27 protein-coding genes and 1 tRNA gene are annotated in these 24599 nt (G+C 67.5%); 19 read left to right on the top strand and 9 right to left on the bottom strand.

What is annotated here, in order from left to right; all coding sequences use genetic code 11:
- Positions 1 to 64: 64 nt before the first annotated feature.
- Together DEQ67_RS02455 and DEQ67_RS02450 are read right to left on the bottom strand one after the other, a co-directional pair.
- Positions 65 to 241, bottom strand: coding sequence for a hypothetical protein (locus DEQ67_RS02455; protein ID WP_158543164.1), 177 nt, complete (start codon positions 239 to 241; stop codon positions 65 to 67).
- Positions 242 to 664: 423 nt separating this feature from the next.
- Positions 665 to 1732 (bottom strand): type II glyceraldehyde-3-phosphate dehydrogenase, encoded by a 1068-nt coding sequence (locus tag DEQ67_RS02450; protein ID WP_115802147.1) that lies wholly within the window; start codon positions 1730 to 1732, stop codon positions 665 to 667.
- Between the two features lie 189 nt (positions 1733 to 1921).
- Between DEQ67_RS02450 and DEQ67_RS02445 the strand changes: the two genes are divergently transcribed.
- The 4 genes from DEQ67_RS02445 to DEQ67_RS02430 all read left to right on the top strand — a co-directional run bounded on the left by DEQ67_RS02445 (position 1922) and on the right by DEQ67_RS02430 (position 5467).
- A complete protein-coding gene (locus DEQ67_RS02445; RefSeq protein ID WP_115860466.1) occupies positions 1922 to 2881 on the top strand; it encodes an aminopeptidase in 960 nt (319 codons plus the stop codon).
- Positions 2882 to 3019: 138 nt separating this feature from the next.
- The gene (locus DEQ67_RS02440) at positions 3020 to 3676 is read left to right on the top strand and encodes an HVO_0476 family zinc finger protein (RefSeq protein ID WP_004065274.1); all 657 of its coding nucleotides are present in this window, start codon (positions 3020 to 3022) and stop codon (positions 3674 to 3676) included.
- A 96-nt stretch (positions 3677 to 3772) separates the two neighbouring features.
- A complete protein-coding gene (locus tag DEQ67_RS02435) occupies positions 3773 to 4711 on the top strand; it encodes a class I SAM-dependent methyltransferase (protein WP_115860468.1) in 939 nt (312 codons plus the stop codon).
- Between the two features lie 21 nt (positions 4712 to 4732).
- Complete coding sequence (locus tag DEQ67_RS02430) at positions 4733 to 5467, top strand: protein-L-isoaspartate O-methyltransferase family protein (RefSeq protein ID WP_004065276.1); 735 nt, start codon at positions 4733 to 4735, stop codon at positions 5465 to 5467.
- 51 nt (positions 5468 to 5518) lie between these two features.
- On the opposite strand, the gene DEQ67_RS02425 is transcribed toward DEQ67_RS02430, so the two are convergent.
- On the bottom strand, positions 5519 to 5719 hold the full coding sequence (locus tag DEQ67_RS02425) for a hypothetical protein (protein WP_004044449.1): 201 nt from the start codon (positions 5717 to 5719) through the stop codon (positions 5519 to 5521).
- A gap of 138 nt (positions 5720 to 5857) precedes the next feature.
- On the opposite strand from DEQ67_RS02425, the gene DEQ67_RS02420 reads away from it, so the two are divergent.
- Positions 5858 to 6133 carry a YgaP family membrane protein gene (locus tag DEQ67_RS02420; protein WP_115860471.1) on the top strand — a complete coding sequence of 92 codons (276 nt, stop codon included), beginning with the start codon at positions 5858 to 5860 and terminating at the stop codon, positions 6131 to 6133.
- 126 nt (positions 6134 to 6259) lie between these two features.
- Entirely contained in the window at positions 6260 to 7618 is a 1359-nt protein-coding gene (locus DEQ67_RS02415; protein ID WP_115860473.1) for a hypothetical protein, read from the top strand.
- Positions 7619 to 7635: 17 nt separating this feature from the next.
- Here DEQ67_RS02415 and DEQ67_RS02410 read toward each other — a convergent pair whose 3' ends face one another.
- Both DEQ67_RS02410 and DEQ67_RS02405 read right to left on the bottom strand, forming a co-directional pair.
- The gene (locus DEQ67_RS02410) at positions 7636 to 8739 is read right to left on the bottom strand and encodes a pyridoxal-phosphate dependent enzyme (protein WP_115802141.1); all 1104 of its coding nucleotides are present in this window, start codon (positions 8737 to 8739) and stop codon (positions 7636 to 7638) included.
- A gap of 96 nt (positions 8740 to 8835) precedes the next feature.
- Positions 8836 to 9792, bottom strand: coding sequence for a succinylglutamate desuccinylase/aspartoacylase family protein (locus DEQ67_RS02405; RefSeq protein ID WP_006600716.1), 957 nt, complete (start codon positions 9790 to 9792; stop codon positions 8836 to 8838).
- A 70-nt stretch (positions 9793 to 9862) separates the two neighbouring features.
- On the opposite strand from DEQ67_RS02405, the gene DEQ67_RS02400 reads away from it, so the two are divergent.
- Positions 9863 to 10180, top strand: a complete 318-nt coding sequence (locus DEQ67_RS02400) for a DUF7536 family protein (RefSeq protein WP_004044454.1) — start codon at positions 9863 to 9865, stop codon at positions 10178 to 10180.
- A gap of 60 nt (positions 10181 to 10240) precedes the next feature.
- Here DEQ67_RS02400 and DEQ67_RS02395 read toward each other — a convergent pair whose 3' ends face one another.
- Positions 10241 to 11449 (bottom strand): potassium channel family protein, encoded by a 1209-nt coding sequence (locus DEQ67_RS02395; protein WP_004065282.1) that lies wholly within the window; start codon positions 11447 to 11449, stop codon positions 10241 to 10243.
- Positions 11450 to 11747: 298 nt separating this feature from the next.
- Between DEQ67_RS02395 and citZ the strand changes: the two genes are divergently transcribed.
- On the top strand, positions 11748 to 12887 hold the full coding sequence (gene citZ, locus DEQ67_RS02390; RefSeq protein WP_115891386.1) for a citrate synthase: 1140 nt from the start codon (positions 11748 to 11750) through the stop codon (positions 12885 to 12887).
- A gap of 110 nt (positions 12888 to 12997) precedes the next feature.
- Here citZ and DEQ67_RS02385 read toward each other — a convergent pair whose 3' ends face one another.
- Entirely contained in the window at positions 12998 to 14389 is a 1392-nt protein-coding gene (locus tag DEQ67_RS02385) for an MATE family efflux transporter (RefSeq protein ID WP_115891387.1), read from the bottom strand.
- 356 nt (positions 14390 to 14745) lie between these two features.
- Between DEQ67_RS02385 and ilvA the strand changes: the two genes are divergently transcribed.
- Positions 14746 to 15957 (top strand): threonine ammonia-lyase, encoded by a 1212-nt coding sequence (ilvA, locus tag DEQ67_RS02380; protein WP_004065285.1) that lies wholly within the window; start codon positions 14746 to 14748, stop codon positions 15955 to 15957.
- A gap of 44 nt (positions 15958 to 16001) precedes the next feature.
- Here the strand turns inward: ilvA and DEQ67_RS02375 are convergent, their stop codons facing one another.
- The gene (locus DEQ67_RS02375; protein ID WP_115802137.1) at positions 16002 to 16208 is read right to left on the bottom strand and encodes a hypothetical protein; all 207 of its coding nucleotides are present in this window, start codon (positions 16206 to 16208) and stop codon (positions 16002 to 16004) included.
- A 368-nt stretch (positions 16209 to 16576) separates the two neighbouring features.
- On the opposite strand from DEQ67_RS02375, the gene DEQ67_RS02370 reads away from it, so the two are divergent.
- The 10 genes from DEQ67_RS02370 (at position 16577) to DEQ67_RS02325 (ending at position 24236) form a co-directional block, all read left to right on the top strand.
- Positions 16577 to 18001 (top strand): cytochrome ubiquinol oxidase subunit I, encoded by a 1425-nt coding sequence (locus tag DEQ67_RS02370; RefSeq protein ID WP_004044460.1) that lies wholly within the window; start codon positions 16577 to 16579, stop codon positions 17999 to 18001.
- Entirely contained in the window at positions 17994 to 18992 is a 999-nt protein-coding gene (locus DEQ67_RS02365; protein WP_004065288.1) for a cytochrome d ubiquinol oxidase subunit II, read from the top strand. The genes DEQ67_RS02370 and DEQ67_RS02365 overlap by 8 nt, the downstream gene beginning before the upstream one ends.
- A 39-nt stretch (positions 18993 to 19031) precedes the next feature.
- Entirely contained in the window at positions 19032 to 19238 is a 207-nt protein-coding gene (locus tag DEQ67_RS02360; protein WP_004044462.1) for a hypothetical protein, read from the top strand.
- Positions 19239 to 19322: 84 nt separating this feature from the next.
- Positions 19323 to 19709: a Rid family detoxifying hydrolase gene (locus tag DEQ67_RS02355; protein WP_004044463.1), complete on the top strand. Its 387-nt coding sequence runs from the start codon at positions 19323 to 19325 to the stop codon at positions 19707 to 19709.
- 1 nt (position 19710) lies between these two features.
- Entirely contained in the window at positions 19711 to 19917 is a 207-nt protein-coding gene (locus tag DEQ67_RS02350) for a hypothetical protein (RefSeq protein WP_008577134.1), read from the top strand.
- 29 nt (positions 19918 to 19946) lie between these two features.
- Positions 19947 to 20027: transfer RNA gene (locus tag DEQ67_RS02345), tRNA-Ser, on the top strand.
- Positions 20028 to 20446: 419 nt separating this feature from the next.
- A complete protein-coding gene (locus tag DEQ67_RS02340) occupies positions 20447 to 20629 on the top strand; it encodes a hypothetical protein (RefSeq protein WP_004044465.1) in 183 nt (60 codons plus the stop codon).
- 63 nt (positions 20630 to 20692) lie between these two features.
- Complete coding sequence (locus DEQ67_RS02335; protein WP_008606282.1) at positions 20693 to 21085, top strand: DUF7383 domain-containing protein; 393 nt, start codon at positions 20693 to 20695, stop codon at positions 21083 to 21085.
- Positions 21086 to 21300: 215 nt separating this feature from the next.
- Positions 21301 to 22944: a thermosome subunit beta gene (gene thsB, locus DEQ67_RS02330; RefSeq protein ID WP_004065290.1), complete on the top strand. Its 1644-nt coding sequence runs from the start codon at positions 21301 to 21303 to the stop codon at positions 22942 to 22944.
- Positions 22945 to 23240: 296 nt separating this feature from the next.
- Positions 23241 to 24236 carry an ornithine cyclodeaminase family protein gene (locus DEQ67_RS02325; RefSeq protein ID WP_004065291.1) on the top strand — a complete coding sequence of 332 codons (996 nt, stop codon included), beginning with the start codon at positions 23241 to 23243 and terminating at the stop codon, positions 24234 to 24236.
- A gap of 57 nt (positions 24237 to 24293) precedes the next feature.
- On the opposite strand, the gene DEQ67_RS02320 is transcribed toward DEQ67_RS02325, so the two are convergent.
- Positions 24294 to 24512, bottom strand: a complete 219-nt coding sequence (locus DEQ67_RS02320; RefSeq protein WP_004044470.1) for a DUF7535 family protein — start codon at positions 24510 to 24512, stop codon at positions 24294 to 24296.
- Positions 24513 to 24599: the final 87 nt, after the last annotated feature.

The following is a 24599-nucleotide window of genomic DNA, read 5'->3' as shown; positions in this document are numbered from 1 at the left end:
TACAAACTGGCCGGCTATTTCACTAAAGTTAGTATACAGTAATTGTCACTTCAACAGATCCAGATTACTCGTTGTCTTGGGTTTCCTCAACGGGCAGAATTTTACCCACATTCCGTTGTTGTAGCCACCCCTTCTTCTCTCCATCTGAGTCGAAAATAATCAGATTGTTTTCGGTCTCCTCAAAGTCCCAGCAAGTCGTTATTTTCCACCCATTATCATTGAGTACTGCTAATTCAGGCATGAATACATAAGAGAGACCTAGTTATTTAAAAGCCGTCCATTGTATAGATCTGCTTTTCTGAAGTGAATAGAACTACGGAATCCAGAGGGACATCCATCTTTCGCCTACTTTGTAGTCATTCCCAGGACTTTATTACACTTATTGCAAGCCCACACACGTCCATCCCCATGACCAACATCCGCATATTCAGGAATTGTACTCTTGTTGCAGTAGGGGCAGGTAACTTCCACCATATATATTGATGAAGTGATTGAAAGATAGTACTTTCGCTGGTTGGTATCAGAGCACGTCGTCAGTTGCAGTTCTCACATACGCTACTAATCGTACAGTCAAGATGTGGATCTGCTACGGGGTTCAAAGAGCCGAATGGGTGAAAGACCGCAGCCGAACCGCACCGCACCGAACTGAACAGACGATTCGCCGTTAGTCGTCGGCGAACTCCGCGCGCGCCTGCTCAGAGAACCCAGAAGGGTCGCCGGAGATGCCGATGCCGAGCGTCCGGTCGGTGAGCGCCATGCTGTCCTGTTGGTCTTCGAGGTCGAACATCGCGCGGATGGCGTCGACGTTCTCGGGAATCACGTCGGACTGCTGGTGGATGGCCTGGAACAGATAGAGGTCGCGGCCGTTGACGCCGATGGACTCGCCCCACACGCAGTTTTCCCACATGTCGCCGCGCGGGCGGCCCGCGTCGAGCGCGAAGTCCATGAGCTTGCCCGCGCCGTCGATGCCCATCCCCTCGGGGATGACGTAGACGCGGTTCTCGCCTTCGAGCAGTTGGCGGACGTGCGCGCCGGTCACGTCGTCTTCGAGCGTGACGTTGAGCGCGTGGACGTGCATCAGCGTCGCCGGCACCTTCAGCCCGAGCGTGTCGATTTCGAGGCCGGGGAAGATGGTCTTCACGTCGGGGCCGTGGTGCGACGGAATCTCGATTGGGTTCGGCAGGATGTCGTTTATCGGCCCGCGGGAGTTCTGGCCGGGGTCGCCGCCGCGGCGGACGAGCGTCGCCCGAACCTTCTCGACGCCGTACTCGGCTTCGAGCGGCGCGATGATGCGCGAGAGGCCGGTCGTGTTACAGGAGACGACGCGGACGTAGTCGGCGTCGCGGGCGGCGTCGAAGTTGGCCCGCGCGTTGAAGCTCACGTCGGCCACGTCGGCGTCCTCGCCGCCTTGGAAGATGGCGGGCGTGTGGTGCGTCTCGTACAGTTCGCGGTTCTCCGCGCCGATGCCGGACGGCGTGCAGTCGACGATAACGTCGGCCTCGGCGACCAGTTCGTCAACCTCGCCGGCGAGGTCGACGCCGGCCTCGGAAAACAGCGGCGAGCGTTCCGGAATCGCGGCGTACATCGGGTAGCCCCGTTCGCCCGCGGTGTGCGCTTCGAAGTTGGGCTGGGTCTTGGCCACGCCGATGAGTTCCATGTCGGGCTGCGCGTGGACCGCGTCGGCGACGCGCTTTCCGATTGTGCCGTAGCCGTTGACACCCACTCGTATCATGGGAGACAAACGACCGGGCCCAACCATAGTTATTTCGATGGTTAATACTTAGAAATTAACTCTCGGGCGAGTGAGTCCCTCGATTACCTCCGAGGCGAGTGAAACCCCCGATTCGGGGCGACGGGGCGGAAACCGAACGCGAGGGGGCAGATGGGAACGCCTAACAGCGCCGGTGGCGCAGGTGTCCACATGACCGAAGCCGACGCCGACCTCCGCGCCGCCAGCGAGACGGCGGTCCGTCAGTGTCTCGACCTCCAGCCCGACGAGTCGCTCGTCGTCGTCACCGACGACAAGCGCGAGCGCATCGGCGAGGCGCTCTACGAGGTCGCAGGCGAGGTGACCGACGACGCGACCATCGTCCGCTACCCCCCGGGGAACCAACACGGCGAGGAGCCGCCCGCGCCGGTCGCCGCCGCGATGCAGGCCTGCGACGCCTTCCTCGCGCCGACGACGAAGAGCCTGAGCCACACCCGCGCCCGCGGCGACGCCTGCGACGCCGGCGCTCGCGGCGCGACCCTTCCCGGAATCACCGAGGAGGTGTTCGTCACCGGCCTCGACGCCGACTACGACGCCATCTACGACCACAGCGCGGCGATGCTCGACGCCGTCGGCGGCGCCGACGAACTCCGCGTCACGACCGAGAAAGGCACGGACGTCACGTTCGTCCGCGGGGACCGCGAGTGGCTCGCAGACACCGGCGCAATCGCGGACGCCGGCTCGTTTTCGAACCTCCCCGCGGGCGAAATCTTCCTCAGCCCCGCGTCCGCGACGGGCACCTACGTCGTCGACGGGACGATGATGCCCCACGGCCGCCTCGACGAGGGACAGGAACTCCGCTTCGAAGTCGAAGACGGCTACGTCACCGAGATTTCCGACGACGACATCCGCGAGCAGGTCGAGGCCGCGGCCGAGGAAGTCGGGAAGGACGCCTACAACCTCGCCGAAATCGGCATCGGCACCAACGTCGGCGTCACCGACCTCGTCGGCTCCGTCCTGCTCGACGAGAAGGCCGCCGGCACGGTCCACATCGCCATCGGCGACGACGCCGGCATCGGCGGCGACACCGACGCGCCGCTCCACCTCGACGGCATCATCCGCGAGCCGACGGTGTACGCCGACGGCGAGGCAGTCGACCTGCCGCAACCCTAAGCGGGCGCACGCCGCGCCCGTGACCGGCCGGTCCGGTCGGTCGGCTCGCCCCGTTCGTTGAGCGAGCGTCCTGCCACCGACTCCCACGCCGAGGCGGAGAAAGGCGGCTTTTTACGGCCTGATGGGCTAGCGACCCGTATGAGCCTACCCGACGCCGGCGAGCGCGTCCCCCTCTCCTGTCCGACGTGTTCGCCCGACGAACCCACCGTCCACGAGGTGCTGAAGCCCGGCGGTCACTCGACCGTCCGGTGTACCGAATGCAGCCACGTCCACAAGGAGAAAGTCGAGATTCCCGACGAGACCGAGATGAACGTCGTCGTCTCGCAGGACGGCGACTCCGTCTCGACCGAAGTGCCCGTGCCGGTCGGCACGACCATCGAGGTCGGCGACGAGTTCATCGTCGACACGCCCGAAGCGATTCAACTCGTGCGCATCACGGGCATCGAGGTCGGCCCCGAACAGCGCGCCGACGAGGCCGCGGTCGCGGACGTGAAGACCGTCTGGACCCGCGTCGTCGACAACGTCGCGGTCAACGTCACCATCCACCCGAAGGACGGCAAGCGCGAGGACACCCGGAGCGTCACCGTCAACGTCCCCGGCGACTACGAGTTCGTCGTCGGCGAGACGGAGGCGTTCGGCGACGAGGAGGTCGAAATCGAAGGCCTCGTCGTCCGCTCGGACGCCCCCGAGTACCGCCACGGCAAGCTCGACCACCCCGGCGACATGGTGTACGCGAAGGACGCGAAACGCGTCTACGCCCGCGACCAGACCTCGACCGCGTGGTCGGCCTGGTAAGGGAACTCCGACGCCGAAACGCTCCGCCCCGCCGACGCCGGACGATACCGCCCACCCAACGCACGACCTTTTGTCTCCCGCCCCGTCGGTGCGACCATGCCTACCCGCGACCGGTCGCAGTCGTCGGTCGAATCGCTCGCGCTCCTGTGGGCCGCCCGCGAGAGCGGCGTCATCGACGCGCTCACGACGAGCGCCGGCACCGCCGAGGCCGTGGCCGAGACCGCCGATATCGAGCCCCGTGCGGCCCGCATCACCGTCGAGGCGCTGGCCGCGATGGGCTTCATCAAGCGCGTCGGCGACGAGTACGAGATAACCAACCGCGCGCTCGGCTTCCTCGCCAAGCGCGACGTGCGCTCCATCGGCCGCCTCCCGCACGCGCTGGACCGATTCTCGCTCTACGCCGACCTCCCGGAGACGATGGCGACCGGCCAGCCACCCGCGTTCCCGGACGACTGGCTTCGGAACCGACTCGGCGCGCACGATGCCACCGAGGAGTCGGTCGTCCGGGCCTGCGTGACCGCCGCGGTCCGCGCGGCTCCCGACGCGACGCGCGTCCTCGACCTCGGCGGCGCGTCGGGCGTCTTCGCCCGCGAGTTCGTCGCCCGCGGCCGCGACGTGACCCTCGTCGACGACGCGGAGACCGTGGAAGTCGTCCGACCGCTCCTCTCCCGGGCCGGCGTGGACCTCGTCGCGGGCGACCCGACCGACCCGCCGGTATCGGGGTTCGAACTGGTCTTCGCCGGCGACGCCTTCGCCGGGCGCGACCCGGACGACTCGCGGGCCCTCGTCGCGGGCGCGTTCGACGTCCTCGAACCGGGCGGCGCGGCGGTGTTCGTCGATAGCCTGCACGGCCGGTGTTCGACCGACGCGACTGCGGGGCGGGCGGTGAACGCGCTCGCGGCCGGCCGCGGCGACCTCCACGACGAGGAGACCGTTCGCTCGTGGGTCGAATCGGCCGGATTCGACGGCTGTACGGTTCGAGACGTGCCGGGGACCGACCTCCAGGCGGTCGTTGGCGAGCGTGCGGTTGATTAGGACCGACCTCCGAGGTCGACTATGGACAACTCGGTGCTGCGCGACGACATGGTCGACGGCTTGGAGCACTCGCTGGAGTCGCTCCCGGAGGCCGTCTCCATCGCCATGCGCAGCGTCCCGCGACACGAGTTCGTCACCGACTCGCCGTATCAGAACCGCCCGACGGAGCACCGCGACACGAACACGACCATCCTCGCGCCGACGACGGTCGCGCGCCTGCTCGCCGCGCTCGACCCCCAACCGGACGACGAGGTGCTCGTCGTCGGCGCGGGCGTCGGCTACACCGCCGCGGTCCTCGCCGAAATCGTCGGCGACGCCCGCGTCCACGCGGTCGACATCACGCGCTCGCTCGTCTACGAGGCGCGCGAGAACCTCCAGCGCGCCGGCTACGGCGGCGTCCTCGTGGACTGCCGCGACGGCGCGGAGGGGCTGGCCGACTACGCGCCCTTCGACCGCATCCTCGTCGAGGCCTCGGCGGTCCGCCCGCCCGCGCGACTCCTCGCACAGCTCGCTGACGGCGGCCGACTCGTCATGCCGAAGGGCGTCGGCGAGCAGACGCTCGTCGCCGTCGAGGACGGCGAAGTGGCCGAGTCGTTCGGCCCGCTGTCGTTCAAGCCGCTGCTCGTCGACGGCGAACAGACCGGAAGCATCGTCAGAAACCGGACGCGCCGCGAGGACCCCGAGTACGAGGGTCGCGGCTGGCACGCCGGCCACGGCTGGGAACAGGACTGGATAGACTGGGGCGGCAGCGGGTAGACGAGGCGGAACGACGCGGGAGGGTGGAAGCGGGCGCGGCAGGTTGGCCGACTACGTCGCGCCTTCGAGGTAGCCGTACCGGAACCCTTGAATCGCGGTGGCGAGCGTCCAGACCGCCATCGCGAGACACATCGCCCAGAGGACGCCGAGGATTTCGAAACCGCTGATAACGGCGTAAATGACGAGCGTGAGCGTCAGAAACCGACCGATTGTGTCGTCTTCGCCGGGGAGGAGGAACGAGAGCCGGGGCATACGCGGGGGAGACGCGGCCGAGGGAGTTAGCTTTTGTCGACGTGTCGGCCGGCGTGACAGTCACGCGTCTCCGGGCGCGGGAATCACCAATCTACGATTTAGCCGCAGAGCGCGTACCTAGGTATCGGTGAATCAACCATGGAGAAGAACGTCGGCGGTTACGACCGTATCGCGCGCGCCGTCCTCGGACCGGTGCTCATCGTCGTCGGGGCGGCGAGTCTCGCGGGCTTCCTGACCATCGCGGCCGGCACCCTCGGACTCGTCATCGCGGTCGCGGCGCTCCTCGTCGGAGCGGTCCTCGCGACCACGGCGGTCACCCAGAAGTGCCCGCTCAACGACCTGCTGGGCGTCGACACCTACGAGGGCGCGACGGCGACCGAGACCGAATCCGCGGGCAAACCCCGCGCGCAGTAAGCGTTTCTTCGACTCGTCACTCGGGCCCGGCCGGACCGACGAGTGCGGCGAGACCGGGGACTTACTATCAAATCTGATATCTTGCGGGAAACAGCTTTTGCATCGCTCCAGAGACCGGAAGTAGCGATGACGCCACCACTCCCGACGCGGGAACAGCTCCCGGACGACCTGCTCGAACGGGCCAACTGGGTCGGGTGGCGAACGCAGCTGTGCGACGGCGAGGAGACAGTTGTGCCCCGAAGCGCGACCGACGGCGGGCCCGCATCGGCAACTGACGACTCGACGTGGGCGACATTCGACGAGGCGCTCGCGTGTGCTCGGGAGGGGCGCGTCGACGGCGTGGGATTCGCGTTCACCGACGACGACCCGTTCGTCGGTATCGAGCTCGAAAACTGCCGCGACGTCGAGACCGGCGCGACCGACGAGTGGGCGCGGGCGCTCGTCGACCGACTCGACTCCTACACGGAAGTAACTCCCTCGGGAACGGGGTTCCGCGTTATCGTCCGCGGGACGCTCCCGTCAGGGAGCGCCCGAGCCGGCGGCCTCGAACTCTCGGACGCCACGCGGTTCCGTCCCGTGACCGGCGACTGCGCCGACGGCGCGCCCGCGGCGGTCGCAGAACGGAGCGACGCGCTCGCGACGGTTCACGGTGCGTACTTCGAAACCGACCCGGAGCCGTCGCCGTCGGTCGACGCCGTCGCCCCGGCCGCCTCAATCGACTCGGTCAACCCAGACGCTCCGAACTCGGACCGAGCGCCCGCCGACGCGCGTCTCGACGAGATAAGCGGCCCGGGCAACGACCTCACGGACGACGAGGTCGTCCGCCGCGCCTCGAACGCCGTCAACGGGGTGGCGTTCACCCGCCTGTGGCGGGGTGACGCGAGCGGCTACGACGACCGCGACGAGGCTGACGCGGCGCTGTGTTCGATGCTCGCGTTCTGGACCGCCGGCGACGCGCGACAGATGTGCCGCCTGTTTCGGGACTCCGGACTCTTTCGGCCGACGTGGGACGAAGTCGTCCACGCCGACGGCTCGACCTACGGCGCGAGGACGGTCCGGCGAGCGATTCGGGAGACCAGCGAGTTCTACGACCCGTCCGGTTGGTCGAGCGCGGTGCGGCGGTCAGCGACGCAATCGGACGACGACCGACACCGGGTCCGACACCGACACCCGAACCGGAATCGGCGCGACGACGACGCGGTGACCGACCCGGCGCGACGGCCGCCGGCCTCACCCGGCGCGTCACCGGGCGACGGTCGCGGGGGGTTCGACCGCCTCGACGAACTCCGGGCGCGGCTCGACGAGGTCGTCGACGAAAACGAGCGACTCCGCGACGAACTCGACGCGGAGCGCGAGCGGCGACGCGACCTCGAAGCCCGAGCGGGCGACCGCAACGCGGGAGCCGAAGCGAGAGCCGGCGTCGAAAACGCGGGACGCGGCTGGTCGTTGGTCGGCTGGCTCCGGTCGTGGAGAGCGCTACGGTAGCTGTGTTCTGAGCCGGCTCACGATTTGAGACCGCTCCCGGTGAGCGGCACGACCACGTCGGCGTCGCGGTCGAGGACGCCCGAGAGACGCAGTTCGCGGAGCGCCGCGGGCGCGACGGCGCAGGTCGGCTCCGTGTAGAAGCCGTGGCGGTGGAGCCGGTCGAGTTCGTCTTCGACCGCGTCGGCCGACAGGGCGATGGCGTCGCCGCCGGTGGCGTCGAGCGCCTCGTGAATCTCGGCCTCGCGGACGGGGTCGAGAATCTGGATGCCGTCGGCCACGTCGTTGGTCTCGTCGGCCGTGTGGTGACGGGCGTCGGCGATGGGCGAGTAGCCGGCGGCCTGCGCGCCGTACAGTTCGGGCATCCGGTCGGTCCAGCCCGCCTCGTAGAGCGCGCGGAAGCCGCGGTACGCGCCGAGAAAGAGCGTCCCGTGGCCCAGCGGCGTGACGACCGCGTCGGGGACCGACCAGTCGCGCTGGGCGGCGATTTCGTAGGCGACGGTGGCCGTGCCCGCGAAGAACGCGGGGTTCCACGCGTGGCTCGCGTACCACGCGTCGTCGGCCTCGACGGCCTCGACGCAGGCGTCGGTCACGGCCTGTCTGGAGCCCTCGATTCGGACCGGCTTCGCCCCGGCGCGCTCGATGGCGCGGACCTTCGAGGGCTTGACCGACGCGGGCACGTAGATTTCGGCGTCGATGCCGGCGCGGGCGGCGTAGGTCGCGACGGCGGCCCCCGCGTTGCCCGAGGAGTCCTCGACGACGCGCTCGACGCCGAGTTCGGACGCGACGGAGAGCATCGTCGTCGCGCCGCGGTCCTTGAACGAGCCGGAAGGGAAGACGTACTCCAGTTTGAACGAGGCCTCCCACTCCGCGGCGTCGACGAGGGGCGTCATCCCCTCGCCGAGGCTGGCGCGCGGCTCCGTCGGGAGAAAATCGTCGAACGCCCAGAGGCCGTCGCGGTAGTCGAGGTCGGCGTCGTCGGGGGTCGCTGCCGACGGCGTCGGGTCGGCCGCGAAGTCCAGCGGCTCGCCGCAGGCACAGCGCCAGCGCCAGGCGTCGTACGTCTCGCCGCAACTGTCGCACGCGAGTCGGAGCCGAGCGGGGAGGTCGGGTGGTGTCGTCATGGGAAGTGAGTGGGGTGAATCGGGTGAGGTGGTCGAGTCGAGTGAGGTGGTGCCGAGTCGAGTGAAGCGGTCGAATCGGGTGGACTGGAGTCGGTATCAGTACGTGTCGAGGTCGATGCCGACGGAACAGACGTACTCGCCGGAGGCGACCTGCGGGAGGCGGCGCGCCCGCCAGAAGATGCCGTCGTGGTCGGCGGTGACGCGGGCTTTGAGCGTGCCGAACACGTCGGTCACCTCGAACACCACGTCGCCGGCGGAGACGCGCTCGCCGAGGTCGCGCTTGAACCGGACGAGGCCCCCGACCGGCGAGCCGTACTGGTCGAAGCCGCGGGCGCGGGTCTGGGCTTTCAGCTCCACGTCGCCGTCGAGGAAGTCGTAGCCGCGGAGGACGTTGTGGACGCCGCGAACGCCCTTCTCGATGCTCTCTTCGTCCCAGCCGACGCAGCCGCCGAGTTCGGGGTCGATGGTCGGAATCCCGGCGTCGGGGCCGGCGCGGGCGAGTTGGCCGTCGGGACCCTTCTGGTCGAGGACATAGCCGCAGCCGAACGTCTTGGCGAGCCGGAGACATTTCGCGTGCATCCGGTGGTGGCGGCCGCAGCGGACGCGGACCTCGTCTATCATCCGGCTCGTCGAGCCCTGATGGAGGTCGACTATGAGGTCGGCGTCGCGGGCGGCGGCGAACGTCGCGGCCGCGATGCGCTCCGAGGAGGTGCCGCGCTCGTCGCCGGGGTACGCCCGGTTCATCTTCGTGTCGTCTATCGGATTGCGGTGTTGTGCGACCTGAAACGCGTGGTAGTTGACGATGCCGACGACGAGAATCGCCCCGGAGATATCCGCGGGGTCGAGCTGCGGGACGACCCGCTGGATGACGCCGACGCCGTTGAGTTCGTCTCCGTCCGACGCCGCCTGCATGTAGAGCGTCTTGCCCGACGACGCGCCGTTGATGACGGCGACGGGCAGACCGACGCTCCCGCCGTCACGGGACTCGCCGACTTCGAGGCGGCCCACGTCCATCTCCCCGGGGGCCGCGCTCGCCGTTCCCAAGGTAATCATACCGCCAACCTCGGACCCGCCTCCCTTTAGGGGTTCGGTCCGCTGAGGCCCCGAGGAAAGCGTTGCCGCTATGGTCTCGCGGCCGCAACCGCCGACCGTGACAGACGACGTTCCCGAACGGCCGCCGACGGGGGGACTGGTACAGGCGCTGGACGTGCCGCGAAACGCCGCTATCGGGGCGGCCGTCGGTCTCGCCTTGGCCGTCGTCGCCTACCTGTTTCGGGTGCTCGAACTGTTCGGCCCCTTTGCCGGCACCCGCGAGTACCCGATACTCGGCCCCGAGGGCTGGTTTCTTCTCCTCGCGTTCGTCCTCGCGTCCGCGACGGCGCTGCTCGTGGCGACGGTGCTGACGCTCGTTTCGGCGTATCGGCTGAGTAAGACGCTCTGATTCGGGGGTTTTCGGGGGTTCCGGCGGTTCGGTTTCGGGGTCGGTCGGGTCGGGGTCGGCCTACTCGTCGAACTCGCGTTCGTCGCCGACGAGTTCGCCCAGTCGCTCCGCGCCGGCGCGGGTGCCCTTGGCGATGATGAGGTCGCCGCCGTGGAGCCGCGTTTCCGACCCCGGCGAGACGACCCACTCGCGGCCGCCCGCCCGGCGGACCGCGATGACGCGCATCCCCGTCTCGGACTTGACGCGCCGGTCCCCGAGGGTCGCCTCCGCGAGGTCGCTTGTGGGGGCGACCCGCAGGCGGATGATGACCTCGTCGGACTCCTTGACCGCGGCGGCGACGACCGGGTGGGCGTCGATGCCGCGGAGGACGCCCTCGGCGATTTCGAGCGCGGCGTCGGAAATCATCTCCGTCGCGCCCGCGAGTTGGACGAGTCCGCGGAGCGACACGGGGTCTTCGACCCGGCTCGCCGCGCGGAGCGTCCACGCCTCGAACCGGGACTTGAGCGCGTCCACCTCGGCTTCGAGTTCCTCGACCTCCTCGGCGACGCCCTCGCTGTCGAACAGCACCGCGCCGTAGGCGAGGTCGACGGCGAGTTCGCTCATGTCCTTCATCAGGACGATGGAGTCGACGGCGCGTTCGAGGTCCTCGATGGTCGGCTCGGGCACGTCCGGCGGGTCGTACCGGAGGCCGGTGGCGGCCTCGTGGACGGTGTGGAGGCCGTCGTCGCGACCGCGGAGGAGGAGCACGTCGCCGGCGCGGAGCGTCGTCTCGTGGTCGGGGTTGGTCACCCACTCGCCGGCGCGGTGGATGGCGACGACGCGGACGCCCGTCTCGGTCTCCATGTTGATGTCACCGAGGTTCCGGCCCGCGTACGGCGACTCGTCGGTGAGTTCGCACCGAATCGTCGTCTCGACGGCCTCGGGGAGCGCCGCGCGGATGGCGTCCGGGAGGCCGATGTCCTCGATGACGACCTTGGCGATGTCGCCCGCGGCGTCCGAAATCTTCTCGGCCGCGCCGACGACGCCGAGGACGGGCGCGAGTTCCTCCGCGTCCTCGGGGCTGCGGGCGGCCATCATCAGGCTCATGCGCGCCTGAAGTTGGAGGATGTCCATCCGCTCTTCGAGGTCGAGGACCTCGGCCGCGAGGTCGTCGTTGGCGTGGAGGACGGCGGAGTACGAGAGGTCGATGAGTAACTCCGCGGTGTCTTTCATCTCGGCGAGGACGGCCTTGACGCTGACAGGCTCGTACTCGATGTCCTCCGGATTCATGCGCCCGCCTTCACGACGGGACGGCAAAAGGCTTGCCAGGAGTAATGGTGCCACCGTGGTTCGAGAGAACTACGCCGTCGGGGGATATGAGTTTGCAGGTCGCCCGAGCGGCGCGCGCGACCCGTCGGGGGGACTCCGTATAAGTGCCCCGAGAATAACGACAATCGTCGAACACTATTTTAGACACCGACTATCCGCGAAACCGACAGACGGGGCTGCCACTGTATGTGTATGGCGGTCGGTAACAGATGAGTGAAAACGATAACGCTTTTTTGATATGGTAGGCAACGTTCTGGGTATGTCAGGCGAACTGAAGCGGGGGCTGGAAGGTGTGCTGGTCGCCGAATCGAAACTCAGTTTCATCGACGGCGACGCGGGACAACTCGTTTACTGCGGGTACGATATCGAAGACCTCGCACGGGACGCAAGCTACGAGGAAGTGCTCTATCTCCTGTGGCACGGGGAGCTTCCGACGAGCGAGGAACTCGACGCGTTCAGCGACGAACTCGCGGCTCACCGCGGGCTCGACGACGGCGTGCTCGACGTGACACGCGGACTCGCTGAACAGGACGAGTCGCCGATGGCGGCGCTCCGAACGCTCGTCTCGTCGATGTCGGCGTACGACGAAAGCGCCGACTTCGAGGACGTGACCGACCGCGAGGTCAACCTCGAAAAGGCAAAGCGCATCACGGCGAAGATGCCGTCGATGCTCGCGGCCTACGCTCGTTTCCGCCGCGGCGACGACTACGTCGAACCCGACGAGAGCCTGAATCACGCGGCGAACTTCCTCTACATGCTCAACGGCGAGGAGCCGAACGAGGTGCTCGCCGAGACGTTCGACATGGCGCTCGTGCTCCACGCCGACCACGGCCTGAACGCCTCGACGTTCTCCGCGATGGTCACCTCGTCGACGCTCTCGGACCTGTACAGTGCGGTCACGTCGGCCATCGGGACGCTCTCGGGGTCGCTCCACGGCGGCGCGAACGCGAACGTCATGCGGATGCTGAAGGACGTCGACGACAGCGACATGGACCCGACCGAGTGGGTCAAAGACGCCCTCGACCGCGGCGAGCGCGTCGCCGGGTTCGGCCACCGCGTCTACAACGTCAAGGACCCCCGCGCGAAGATTCTCGGCGCGAAGTCCGAGGCGCTCGGCGAGGCCGCCGGCGACATGAAGTGGTACGAGATGTCGGTCGCCATCGAGGAGTACATCGGCGAGGAGAAGGGTCTCGCGCCGAACGTGGACTTCTACTCCGCGTCGACGTACTACCAGATGGGCATCCCCATCGACCTCTACACCCCCATCTTCGCCGTCTCGCGGGTCGGCGGTTGGATTGCGCACGTCCTCGAACAGTACGAGGACAACCGCCTCATCCGCCCCCGCGCCCGCTACACCGGCGAGAAAGACCTCGACTTCACGCCGGTCGACGAGCGATAGGCGACGAACCGCACGCGACTTTTTCCGTCTGCTGCCCCCGGAGCGACGCGTCGTTCCCTTCACCCTCCGCCTCCCGCTCCCGCGTTCGCCGTCCGCCGCACGCGCCGCCCTCAGTCGTCTTCGCCCACGTCGTCGACGCCGACGCTCCCGCGTTCGACCATGAGCGAGTCGGCGTGGCCCGCCCAGTCGGCGTAGGAGAACGCGACGAGCGCGAACAGCCCCATCCACGTGAACGACAGGACGATGCCGATTCGCGCGCCGAGCGGGCCGTAGCCGAACCCCTCGACGAGCAGGTACGACAGGCCGACGAAGAAGCCGAACACCCCGGTCAGCCGGGCGACGAAGGGAATCCGCGTCGCGCCCGCGCCCTGCAACGACCCGGAGAGGCCGACGAACAGCGCCAGCCCCGGCGCGGCGAGGCCGTAGGCGACGGCGAACTTCACGGCCCATTCGAGGTCCGCGCCGCCGCCGGAGCCGACGAGGGCGACGACGGGTTCGGTGAACGCCGCGAGCAGGAGCCCGATGCCGCCGACCGTGACGACCGAAAGCAGCGCCACCGCGCCGCCCTGATACCGCGCGGTCTCGCTGTCGCCCGCGCCGAGCGCCTGCCCGACGAGGACGCTGGCGGCGACGTTGTAGCCGCGCGCCAGCGGGCTTGCGACCTGCTGGTAGACCCGGCGGCCGATTTGGAAGCCGGCGTTGACGGCGTCACCGAAGCCGAGGAGCAGGGCGTTGAACGGGAACTCCGCGAGTTCGGCGGCGATGCCCTCGCCGACCCGCGGGGTGGCGATACGGACGAGTTGGCCGGCGACCGTCCGGTCGCGGGGGCGGACCAGCGAGGTCGGTGACGCGGGGCGGGCGAGCGCGACCAGAAGCAGTCCCGCCGAGAGGACGTTTGCGGTCGAAGTGGCGAGCCCCACGCCCAGCACGCCGAGCGCCGGCAGGCCGACGAGGCCGAAGCCGAGACCGACCGACAGCCCGATGTTGACGACGTTGGCGAAGACGTTGACCAGCATCGGCGTCCGCGTGTCGCCGACGCCTTGCAGCGACCGCGAGCCGACGAGCGAGACCAACCGCGCGGGCGAGGTGGCGAAGATGACCGCGAGATACGTCGTGCCCAAGGCGACGGCCCGCTCGCTCGCCGGGAACGCGTCGATGGCCGCGCCACCGAGCGTGAAGCCGAAAATCAGGAACGGAATCCCCGCGAGGAACGCGAGGAGGAGCGCCGTCGAGATGGCCTCGCTCCGGTTGGCGTCCGCGCCGCTGCCCGTGTCCTGACTGGAGAGCGCAATCGCGCCGCCGCCGAGGCCGAGACCGATGCGGAGCGGGAACCGGGCGTAGAGGTCGGCGAGGCCGATAGCGACGACCGCGGCGGGAGAGAGCGCCGCGGTGACGGCCACGTCGACGGTCCGCATCGCCGTCTGGGCGGTCTGCTCGGCCATCACCGGCCACGCGAGCGAGAAGATGCGCTTCCAGACCCGCCGGAGGCGACCGAGGTTCATGCCGAGGCCACGGCCCTCGCGCAGTTGACGGTACCGGAAGCGGCGACCGGCCGACCGCGCTCGATGCGACGCGCGAATGACGAGTGTCATACGCGAGCGTCGGGTCGCCGCAGTCCCCCGATTTCACTTTCACTCCGGGTGGGGGACGTTTATATGTGCGGGGACCAGAAAGACAGTTGCACGTCACACGCGTGCATTCCCCCTTTCCCCTTTCACCGACCGGCGAGCGACCGCGACGGCGTCCGTCGGCGGGTGCGAAACGGAGTCCTCAACCGACGACCATGAGGGTTGACATCACGCCCCTGATACCGATACATTCCCGAACGATTAAACGCGGACACGGGTGATTTCCGACCATGCTCACGCTTGACGACGTACGCGCCGCCCGCGAGCGCGTCGAAGCGGTCGCCCGACGGACACCGCTGGAGTACTCCCACACCTTCTCGGAGATGACGGGTGCCGAGGTGTACCTGAAACTCGAAAACTCCCAGCGCACGGGGTCGTTCAAGATTCGCGGCGCGACGAACCGCATCACGACGCTCTCCGACGAGGAGAAAGCCGCCGGCGTCGTGACCGCGAGCGCCGGCAACCACGCGCAGGGCGTCGCGCTCGCGGCGTCGCGAGCGGGCGTGAACTCGAAAATCGTCATGCCGGAGTACGCGCCGATTTCCAAGGTGAAAGCGACCGAGCGCTACGGCGGCGACGTGGTGCTCTACGGCAACGACTACGACGAGGCGCAGACCAAGGCCCACGAAATCGAGGAGTCCGAGGGCCGGACCTACGTCCACGCCTTCGACGACGAGTACGTCATGGCCGGACAGGGGACCATCGGCCTCGAAATCGCGGAGGACTGCCCCGACCTCGACACCGTGGTCGTCCCCATCGGCGGCGGCGGCCTCATCTCCGGCATCTCGACGGCCATCAAAGCGCAGTTCCCCGACGCCCGCGTCATCGGCGTGCAGGCCGAACAGGCCTCCAGCGCCGCGGACTCGCTGAACAAGGGGTCGATTCAGACCATCGACGAGGTGGACACCATCGCCGACGGCATCGCCGTCCGCAGAATCGGCGACAAACCGTTCGAGGTCATCCGCGAGCGCGTGGACGAGGTCGTCACCGTCTCCGACGAGGAAATCGCCGTGGCGCTGACCTACCTGCTCGAACGCTCGAAGACGCTGGTCGAGGGCGCGGGGGCCGTCGCCCTCGCGGCGCTCGTCTTCCAGAAGTTCGACTACGAGGAGGGCGAGGTCGTCGTCCCCGCGCTGTGCGGCGGCAACATCGACATGAATACGCTGACGACCGTGGTGATGCGCGGCCTCGTCGAGACGGGCCGGTACCTCAAGATTCGGACCGAACTGAAGGACCGCCCCGGCTCGCTCGAACAGCTCATCGAAATCATCGCCGCGGAGAAGGCGAACATCTACGCCGTCAGGCACGACCGCACCTCTCGGAAAATCGCGCTGAACGCGACCGAGGTCGAAATCGACCTCGAAATGCGCGGTCCCGACCACGTCGAGTCGCTCCTCGAAGAGCTCCGCGACGCGGGCTACGACGTGGAAGTCCTCGACTGACCGCGTCGACAGGAGCGGCCGGGCCCCGTATTCGAAACCGGCGCTCAGACGAGGCCGGTAGCCCCGATGAACACGAGGAGCGCCCCGATGCCCCGATAGAGCCAGACGGGAGCGTCGGACGCTCCGGACTCCTCCGAGGGCGAGCGCCGGAGGAACTCGAACCCGAACGCGTGGATTCGCGCGGGGAACGCGAGGTACGCGACGCCGAGAACCGCGATTCCGACGTGGACAGCCTGCCACAGGAGGGTCATGTGCTACATCCGAACGGTTCCGGCGTATGCTTGTCGGTCGGGACGGTCGGGACAGTCGAGGCGGTCGGGCAGTCGGGCGGTCGGGGCGGTTGAGGCGGCGCGTCGGTGCGTTGGCGACCGGAATCCGCCCGAGACGGGCGCGTTGCGAGCGTGTGAGCGCGTTTCTGGCCCGCCGAGCTCCGACGAACGTTCGACTTTTAACCCGGACGATTATGTCGAATTCGGGCGGGAGACACCGTCTACGATGATTTTCACTTCGTGGGAAGCATGCAGGGATTGACCCTCCCCCAATACGAAGGCGTTTAAGAGGGAAGCCCCATCCCCCGCGCCCCGGTTCGCCCCGTCGTCAGCGACCCCGCACCCCAACCATGCTCGACCCAGTCATCGCCAGTCGGCTGCAGTTCGCGCTCACGACCATCGTCCACATCATCTTCCCCGTGATGAGCATGGGCCTCGCGCCCTTCCTCATCTACTTCACGTGGAAAGACATCCGCACCGACGACCCGGTGTACGAACAGCTCAGGCGATTCTGGACCAAGATTTTCGCCGTCTCGTTCGTCGTCGGCACCGTGACCGGCATCGTCCTCGAATTCGAGTTCGGGACGAACTTCGCGGCGTTCTCGACGGCGGCCGGCGAACTGTTCGGCGGCCCGCTAGCCACCGAGGGGATGATGGCGTTCATGCTCGAAGCGACGTTCCTCGGGGTGTTCGTCTTCGGCCGCGAGAAGGTCTCAGACGCGCTCTACATGGTTTCAGCGGTCGCGGTCGGCCTCGGGACGTGGCTCTCGGCGGTGTGGATTCTCGTCGCCAACTCGTGGATGCAGACGCCGCGGGGGTACGAACTCGCGCGCGAGAGCGGCCAGCTCGTCGTCTCGCTCGTCGACCCCATCGCGGCGTACGCCAACCCGCGGTTCCCGTGGATGTTCGTCCACATGCAGAACGCCGCGGTGCTGTCGGTCGCGCTGTTCATGGCCGGCGTCGCGGCGTACCACGTCTGGCAGCGCGGCATCAGCGCCGACGACGACCGCGAGGACGCGCGCTTCTGGCGGAAGACGCTCAAAATCGCGCTCGTCGTCCTGCTCGTGACCGCGCCGTTTCAGGCGATTCACGGCGACGCCTACGGTCGGCACGTCTACGAGACCCAGCCGCAGAAGTTCGCCGCCATGGAGGCCGTCTGGGAGACCGACAGCTACGTCCCCGAGTACATCTTCGCCATCCCGACGAGCCTCGACGGTATCACCGACCCGCGCGCGAAAGAGCTGTTCGGCATCGGCATCCCCGGCGGGGCCTCGTGGCTGGCCAGCGGCGGCGACCCGCAGGCCGAAATCACCGGCCTGAACGAGTTCGACACGGAGGCCCCGCCGGTCGCAATCGTCTTCTGGTCGTTCCGGCTCATGGTCGCCGCGGGGTTCTGGTTCATCCTGTTGGCGTTCTGGGCGGGCTACCGCTGGTGGGCCGACGAGTTGTACGAGGACGACCTGTTGCACAAGGCGTTCGTCGGGTCGTCGCTCCTCGGCATCTTCGCCGTCGAGGTCGGCTGGATAGTCACCGAGGTGGGCCGACAGCCGTGGGTCATCCAGGGCGTCCTCCGGACGAGCGAGGGCGTCTCGCCGGGGCTCACGAGCTTCGAGGCGACGCTCACGCTCGTCGGCTTCGCCGTCGTGTACACCGGCCTGCTCGCGCTCTACACCTACGTGATTCGCCGCATCATCCGCGAGGGACCGCCGAGCGTCGACGAGACCGAGGCGGGTGCGGAGGCCGCCGCGCCCGCGGGGGTGACCGGCGATGACTGACTACGGCGCGTTCGCCACCGACCCGCTTTTCGGCCTGCCGTTGCAGGAGCTGTGGTTCGGGCTCGTCTTCTTCATCCTCGGGATGTTCCTGTTCCTCGACGGCTTCGACTTCGGCGTCGGGGCCATCTTCGCGACCCGCGACGACGACGAGGAACGCGAGACGCTTCTGGCCGCCATCGGCCCCTTCTGGGACGGCAACGAGGTGTGGCTCGTCGTCTTCGGCGGTGCGCTGTTCGCCGCGTTCCCGGCGGTGTACGCGAACCTCTTCAGCCGCCACTACCTGCTCATGTTCGCCATCCTCGGGGCGCTCATCCTCCGCGGACTCGCCCCCGAGATGTACGAACAGCGCCACGACGAGGCGTGGCAGACGTGGTGGGGCCGGGCGTTCGTCGTCGGCAGCGTGAGCGCGCCCTTCTTCCTCGGCGTGTTCGCCGCCCACTGGCTCCTCGGCGTCGAGTCGCTCCTGTCGCTGCCCGGCGTCGTCGTCGGCCTCGCCGTCGTCGCGCTCACCGTCGTCGCCGGCGTCGGCTTCCTCGCCATGAAGACCCGCGGGAGCCTCCAGCGCGACGTGGCCGACTACGGCCCGCGGGCGATGGCCGCCTACCTCGCGCTCGTCGTCGTCACGCTCGGCTACCTCGTCGCCGTCCGCCCCGACCTCGGCGTTCTCGCGCCGGTGCCGCTGGCGCTCGTCGTCGTCAGCCTCGCCGCCGCCGCGGGCTATCTGCTCGCGCTCCGCGAGGGGCGCTACACGCTCGCGTTCGGGGCCGTGCCGGTGCTCGTGTTCGCGTTCGTCGCGCTCGTGGCGACGCTCATGTTCCCCCTGGCCGACCCCGCGACCGGGCTGACCGTCGCGGACGCCATCATCTCCGTGCTCCCGCTGAACATCATGAGCGTCGCGTCGGCGCTCCTCCTGCCGCTCGTGTTCACCTACTTCGGCATCCTCTACTCGACGTTCAGCGGGCCCATCGAGACCGGAGAATCGTACTCCTGACCGACTGCAATCCACCACCCACTACCAACCAATCCACCCATGGCTACGCTCCCCAACACCGAACCCACCGCCGAATCGCTCACTAAACCGCTGACTCTCCTCGGCCTCGGACTGGTCGTCGTCAGCGTCGCCGTCGCGGGGTTCGCGCTCCGAGACGGCGACGTGGTCACCGCCCTCGGGATGGGGCTGTTGTTCGCCTCGGGCGTGCTCACGACCGGCATCAGCCTCTCCGGCAAGTCGGTGTAACCCGACGGACCGCGGCGGGGAGGTCCCGCCGCGGACCCGGACGTTCCACCCTATTTTATCACGTCGTGGCGAAATCCACCGCGTATGAAGCGCGTCATCGAAACCGACGAAGCGCCGGCCGCGGTCGGCGCGTACAGTCAGGCGACGACCAACGGCTCGCTGCTCTACACGGCGGGACAGATTCCGCTGACGCCGGACGGCGAACTCCTCGACGACGAGGACATCGCGACGCAGACGACGCAGTCGCTCGACAACGTGATGGCCATCCTCGCGGAGGCCGGCGCGGACGCGACCGACGTGCTGAAGACGACGGTGTTCCTCGCCGACATCGACGACTTCGACGAGATGAACGAGACGTACGCGACCTACTTCGACGAGGAGCCGCCGGCCCGCTCGGCGGTCGAGGTCGGCAACCTGCCGAAGGGCGTCGGCGTCGAAATCGAGGCCGTCGCCGTCGTCGACGAGGAGTAACGTGGCCCGCCGCGTCCGGTCCGCGCTGGCGTGGGGCGCAGCGAGCCTCCTCCTCGTGGGCGTCCTCGCGCAGGGCGCGGTCCTCCTCGGACTCGGCATCGACGCGTCGTTCGGGGCAGTCGCCGCGGTGGCGGTCGCGTCCGGCGTCGCGGTCGCGTCTGTGACATACGTCATCGAACCGCGACTCGAACGGAAAGGAAGGGCTTAAATTATCCAGGCGGGAACGTTGCGTTGTAAGCCAGGATGGCCGAGCGGTAAGGCGCACGCCTGGAAAGCGTGTTCCCTCTGGGATCGGGGGTTCAAATCCCTCTCCTGGCGCTTCTCTGAAAACTACACTCCGAGCGATGCGTCTCGGCGCATCGCGGTGGCAGTTTTCGTGAAGCGTTTCCGAGAGGGAATTGAACTACGGAGCGAAGCGAACGGAGTGAGCGGAGCGACCGAGGTTCAACTCCCGCTTCTGGTGCTTCTCTGGAAAGCTACATCTGCGACCCCGACCCGAACCGAGCACACCGAGTCGAACCCTGCCCTTCGCGCCCGAAGCACATAGTTTCTCTTTCAATCGCCGGACGGCGGGAACCGTCGGCGGAGTCTATCCCACCACCCGCCAAGAACAAGGTACGTCGAAACTGGCAGGGCACCCCTAGTTCGACGCGACCCAAGGCACCACCACAGACCCGACCGTATCAACTGTTCGGACAAAACATTCATCCCCATGGGATACGATACCACGATTGACAATGCCTGACACCAAGACCGGCCGCGAGAAGAAGGGCCTCAACAAGCGGACCCAACTCACCGAGCGGCTGTACGAACGCGAGTTATCGGTGTTAGACGGAGACGACGACGAGCCCCCGCTCGACGCCGCGAGCGACGACGCCGACGGCGAGTTCCTCGCGGACGAACTCCCCGAAGACGACTGACGGCGCGGCCGACACGACCTCCGACCACGCGAATTTTTATCGGGCGCAGCAGAACGTGTGAGCGTGCACCACCGCGCGAACTACGCGACCGTGTTCATCGGCTCGCACCTCCACCCCGAAGGCGAGACGCTGGACCTCGACTGGGCGGACGACGCCGGAGACGAGACGGAGACGTTCGAATTCGACGTGCCGACCGACGACCCCAGAGAGCCGTATCTCGGCATCCAGGCGTTCGACGTGGGCGAGTACGGCCACGAGATTCGAATCAACGGCGACCCGCTTTCGGGGTTCGATATCCCGCCGGGCGACGGCTGGCAGTACTGGGTCGACACCGTCACGGGCGCGAGCCTCGTCGAAGGGACGAACACCATCCGGGTCGTCCGCGACGACGAGGGGAACGACGCGTTCGCCGTCGGGACGGTGACGGTCCACTGGAAAGAGCCGGTCGAAGAGTAGCGTATAAAGCGGTTCGACCGGGGACAAATTGTGGTGTGAAATAGCGTACCATACTTTGCCCTCGAACACATCGAAGACGGGCTCAGTCGCGCGATTATCGGGAGTACACGGCGAGCGCTCGGATTCCGTCCTTCGATTCGCCGGCGAAGCTTTTTTATAGAATCACAAACAATCAAGGCCTGTCTATGAGCCAGCGAATGCAGCAGGGTCAGCCGATGATCATCATGGGCGAGGATGCACAGCGCGTCAAGGACCGCGACGCGCAGGAGTACAACATCCGCGCCGCACGAGCAGTCGCCGAGGCGGTACGTTCCACACTCGGCCCCAAAGGGATGGACAAGATGCTCGTCGACTCGATGGGCGACGTCACCATCACGAACGACGGCGTCACCATCCTCAAGGAGATGGACATCGACAACCCGACGGCCGAGATGATCGTCGAAGTCGCCGAGACGCAGGAGGACGAAGCCGGCGACGGAACGACGACGGCGGTCGCCATCGCGGGTGAACTCCTGAAGAACGCCGAGGACCTCCTCGAACAGGACATCCACCCGACGGCCATCATCCGCGGCTTCAACCTCGCCTCCGAGAAGGCGCGCGAGGAAATCGACGACATCGCGGAGCGCGTCGACCCCGACGACGAGGAACTCCTGAAGAAGGTCGCCGAGACCTCCATGACGGGCAAGAGCTCCGAGCTCAACAAGGAGCTTCTCGCGGACCTCATCGTCCGCGCCGTCCGGCAGGTCACCGTGGAAGCCAACGACGGTTCCCACGTCGTCGACCTCGAAAACGTCTCCATCGAGACGCAGACCGGCCGCTCGGCGTCCGAGTCCGAACTCCTCACCGGCGCCGTCATCGACAAGGACCCCGTCCACGACGACATGCCGGTCCAGTTCGACGAGGCCGACGTGCTGCTGCTCAACGAGCCCGTCGAGGTCGAGGAGACCGACATCGACACGAACGTCTCCATCGAGAGCCCCGACCAGCTCCAGAAGTTCCTCGACCAGGAGGAGGCCCAGCTGAAGCAGAAGGTCGACCAGATTGTCGACTCCGGCGCTGACGTGGTCTTCTGCCAGAAGGGCATCGACGACCTCGCTCAGCACTACCTCGCGAAGCAGGGCATCCTCGCGGTCCGTCGGACGAAGAAGTCCGACATCCGCTTCCTCAAGAACATCACCGGTGCGGCGGTCGTCTCCGACCTCGACTCCATCGAGGCCGCCGACCTCGGTCGCGCCTCCGTCCGCCGCGACGAGGCCGACGAGCTGTTCTACGTCGAGGGCATCGGCGACGACGTCCACGGCGTCACGCTCCTGCTCCGCGGCTCCACCGACCACGTGGTCGACGAGCTCGAACGCGGCGTTCAGGACGCTCTCGACGTCGTCGCCTCGACGGTCGCTGACGGCCGCGTGCTCGCCGGCGGCGGCGCTATCGAGGTCGAACTCGCCTCGCGCCTCCGCAACTACGCCGACTCCGTCTCCGGGCGCGAGCAGCTCGCCGTCGAGGCGTACGCCGACGCGCTCGAACTCGTCCCGCGCGTGCTCGCCGAGAACGCCGGTCTCGACTCCATCGACACGCTCGTCGACCTCCGTGCGGCCCACGAAGACGGGCAGGTCCGCGCCGGGCTGAACGTCTTCACCGGCGAGGTCGAAGACGCCTTCGACGCCGGCGTCGTCGAGACGGCCCACGCCAAAGAGCAGGCCGTCGCCTCCGCCTCCGAAGCCGCGAACCTCGTCCTCAAGATCGACGACATCATCGCGGCCGGTGACCTCTCCACCGGCGGCGACGACGACGAAGAGGGCGGCGCACCCGGCGGCATGGGTGGCATGGGCGGCATGGGCGGTATGGGCGGCGCGATGTGAAAATCGGCTAACGCCTTCACACCCCCATCCCCCGACGCCTGCCGCGCGACAGACCACGTTATTTTAGCGAGCGTCCCAGACGGCCGGAGAGCCGCGGCTACGGCGTCCGAATGGCGGCACGCGGCGGAGACCAACCGACTCGCGCCGACTACGACTTCCCGACAGTCCGAGGGGAGCCGACCGTTCCGACTCACCCGCCACTCAGAAGTTGGATAATTCTCTCACTTTTCAAGATACACTTGCAGTTGTGTTCAGAAATAGAACGAACTAAGTAGCAGGTACGGCAACGTGTCTCCATGCGCAAGACGCTGCTGTTGAACAAGGACGACGTTCACGAGAACGTCCAGATGCCGGAGCTCATCTCGGCCATCGAGGACGCCTTCGCCGCCTACGAGTCCGGCGACGCCCAGATGCCGCCGAAGTCCTACATCGACCTGCCGCAGTACAACGGCGACTTCCGGTCGATGCCCGCCTATCTGGACGCCGGCGACTGGGACGCCGCGGGCATCAAGTGGGTCAACGTCCACCCCGACAACGGCGACAAGTACGACCTGCCCACCGTCATGGGCACGATGATCTACTCCGACCCCGAGAACGCCTTCCCGCTGGCGCTGCTCGACGGGACGGAGCTCACGATGCTCCGCACCGGCGCGGCCGCGGCCGTCGCCACCGACCACCTCGCCGTGGAGGACGCGTCCTCGATGGGCATCGTCGGCGCGGGCGTCCAGTCGTACACGCAGCTTCGCGCCATCAGCGAGGTCCGCGACATCGAGGAGGTCGTCGTCTCCGACCTCGACGAAGAACGCGTCGCCGACTTCATCGACGCCTTCGAAGACGAGTTCGACATCCGCGCCGGCTCCATCGAGGAGGCCGCGAGCTGTGACGTGCTGTCGACCGTGACTCCCGTCGAGTCGCCCATCGTCCCGCGCGAGGCGGTCGGTGACCACACCCACATCAACGCGATGGGTGCCGACGCCGAGGGCAAACACGAACTCGCCGACGAGGTGCTGTTGGACGCCAAGCTCGTCATCGACGACCACGCCCAGACCACCCACTCCGGCGAAATCAACGTCCCGTACCACGAGGGCGTCCTCACCGACGACGACATCTACGGCGCAATCGGTGACATCGTCCTCGGCAACCTCGACGGCCGCACCGACGCCGACGGCATCAGCGTCTTCGACTCGACGGGACTCGCGATTCAGGACGTGGCGGCGGCGCACGTCGCCTACGAGCACGCCTTCGAAAACGACAACGGCTACGCGTTCGACCTCCTCGGTCTCGCCGAGTGAGGCCGCTCGACGCGACGCGGCTGGCATTCATCTTTCTTTTCGGCTCAAGTTCCCGGGCTACGGGCTCGGCCCGCGCTGCGCGTTGAGGTAGCCGAACACCTTCGAGAGGACGTAGACGATGGCGATGAAGGGCAGAAACGGGACTAACAGGACGACGAGGATGAGAAACATCGTCCACCCGATGGAGTCCATCTCGCTGTCGGGTCGCATGTGCGACCCCGGCGTGACGGTGTGGTAGGCCTTCCGTGCGAGGCTCGACGAGTCGTCTTCGCTCATACGATACTGTTAGTTCGGCTAGAGGATAAATCGAGCGACGGAGAGGAGCGGTCGCCCCGAGAGCCGCGTCGCGGGTCGGGCGAATCG

The organism is Haloferax sp. Atlit-48N, from assembly GCF_003383015.2.
Classification (GTDB): Archaea; Halobacteriota; Halobacteria; order Halobacteriales; family Haloferacaceae; genus Haloferax; species Haloferax volcanii.
Note: the sequence above shows the minus strand (reverse complement) of the source record. Positions and strands in the feature narration are given on the sequence as shown.

Bases quoted from the DNA above. Each gene is read 5' to 3' on its own strand.
- DEQ67_RS02455 (WP_158543164.1), bottom strand. From the start codon at position 241: ATGCCTGAATTAGCAGTACTCAATGATAATGGGTGGAAAATAACGACT.
- DEQ67_RS02450 (WP_115802147.1), bottom strand. From the start codon at position 1,732: ATGATACGAGTGGGTGTCAACGGCTACGGCACAATCGGAAAGCGCGTC.
- DEQ67_RS02445 (WP_115860466.1), top strand. From the start codon at position 1,922: ATGACCGAAGCCGACGCCGACCTCCGCGCCGCCAGCGAGACGGCGGTC.
- DEQ67_RS02440 (WP_004065274.1), top strand. From the start codon at position 3,020: ATGAGCCTACCCGACGCCGGCGAGCGCGTCCCCCTCTCCTGTCCGACG.
- DEQ67_RS02435 (WP_115860468.1), top strand. From the start codon at position 3,773: ATGCCTACCCGCGACCGGTCGCAGTCGTCGGTCGAATCGCTCGCGCTC.
- DEQ67_RS02430 (WP_004065276.1), top strand. From the start codon at position 4,733: ATGGACAACTCGGTGCTGCGCGACGACATGGTCGACGGCTTGGAGCAC.
- DEQ67_RS02425 (WP_004044449.1), bottom strand. From the start codon at position 5,719: ATGCCCCGGCTCTCGTTCCTCCTCCCCGGCGAAGACGACACAATCGGT.
- DEQ67_RS02420 (WP_115860471.1), top strand. From the start codon at position 5,858: ATGGAGAAGAACGTCGGCGGTTACGACCGTATCGCGCGCGCCGTCCTC.
- DEQ67_RS02415 (WP_115860473.1), top strand. From the start codon at position 6,260: ATGACGCCACCACTCCCGACGCGGGAACAGCTCCCGGACGACCTGCTC.
- DEQ67_RS02410 (WP_115802141.1), bottom strand. From the start codon at position 8,739: ATGACGACACCACCCGACCTCCCCGCTCGGCTCCGACTCGCGTGCGAC.
- DEQ67_RS02405 (WP_006600716.1), bottom strand. From the start codon at position 9,792: ATGATTACCTTGGGAACGGCGAGCGCGGCCCCCGGGGAGATGGACGTG.
- DEQ67_RS02400 (WP_004044454.1), top strand. From the start codon at position 9,863: ATGGTCTCGCGGCCGCAACCGCCGACCGTGACAGACGACGTTCCCGAA.
- DEQ67_RS02395 (WP_004065282.1), bottom strand. From the start codon at position 11,449: ATGAATCCGGAGGACATCGAGTACGAGCCTGTCAGCGTCAAGGCCGTC.
- citZ (WP_115891386.1), top strand. From the start codon at position 11,748: ATGTCAGGCGAACTGAAGCGGGGGCTGGAAGGTGTGCTGGTCGCCGAA.
- DEQ67_RS02385 (WP_115891387.1), bottom strand. From the start codon at position 14,389: ATGAACCTCGGTCGCCTCCGGCGGGTCTGGAAGCGCATCTTCTCGCTC.
- ilvA (WP_004065285.1), top strand. From the start codon at position 14,746: ATGCTCACGCTTGACGACGTACGCGCCGCCCGCGAGCGCGTCGAAGCG.
- DEQ67_RS02375 (WP_115802137.1), bottom strand. From the start codon at position 16,208: ATGACCCTCCTGTGGCAGGCTGTCCACGTCGGAATCGCGGTTCTCGGC.
- DEQ67_RS02370 (WP_004044460.1), top strand. From the start codon at position 16,577: ATGCTCGACCCAGTCATCGCCAGTCGGCTGCAGTTCGCGCTCACGACC.
- DEQ67_RS02365 (WP_004065288.1), top strand. From the start codon at position 17,994: ATGACTGACTACGGCGCGTTCGCCACCGACCCGCTTTTCGGCCTGCCG.
- DEQ67_RS02360 (WP_004044462.1), top strand. From the start codon at position 19,032: ATGGCTACGCTCCCCAACACCGAACCCACCGCCGAATCGCTCACTAAA.
- DEQ67_RS02355 (WP_004044463.1), top strand. From the start codon at position 19,323: ATGAAGCGCGTCATCGAAACCGACGAAGCGCCGGCCGCGGTCGGCGCG.
- DEQ67_RS02340 (WP_004044465.1), top strand. From the start codon at position 20,447: ATGCCTGACACCAAGACCGGCCGCGAGAAGAAGGGCCTCAACAAGCGG.
- thsB (WP_004065290.1), top strand. From the start codon at position 21,301: ATGATCATCATGGGCGAGGATGCACAGCGCGTCAAGGACCGCGACGCG.
- DEQ67_RS02325 (WP_004065291.1), top strand. From the start codon at position 23,241: ATGCGCAAGACGCTGCTGTTGAACAAGGACGACGTTCACGAGAACGTC.
- DEQ67_RS02320 (WP_004044470.1), bottom strand. From the start codon at position 24,512: ATGAGCGAAGACGACTCGTCGAGCCTCGCACGGAAGGCCTACCACACC.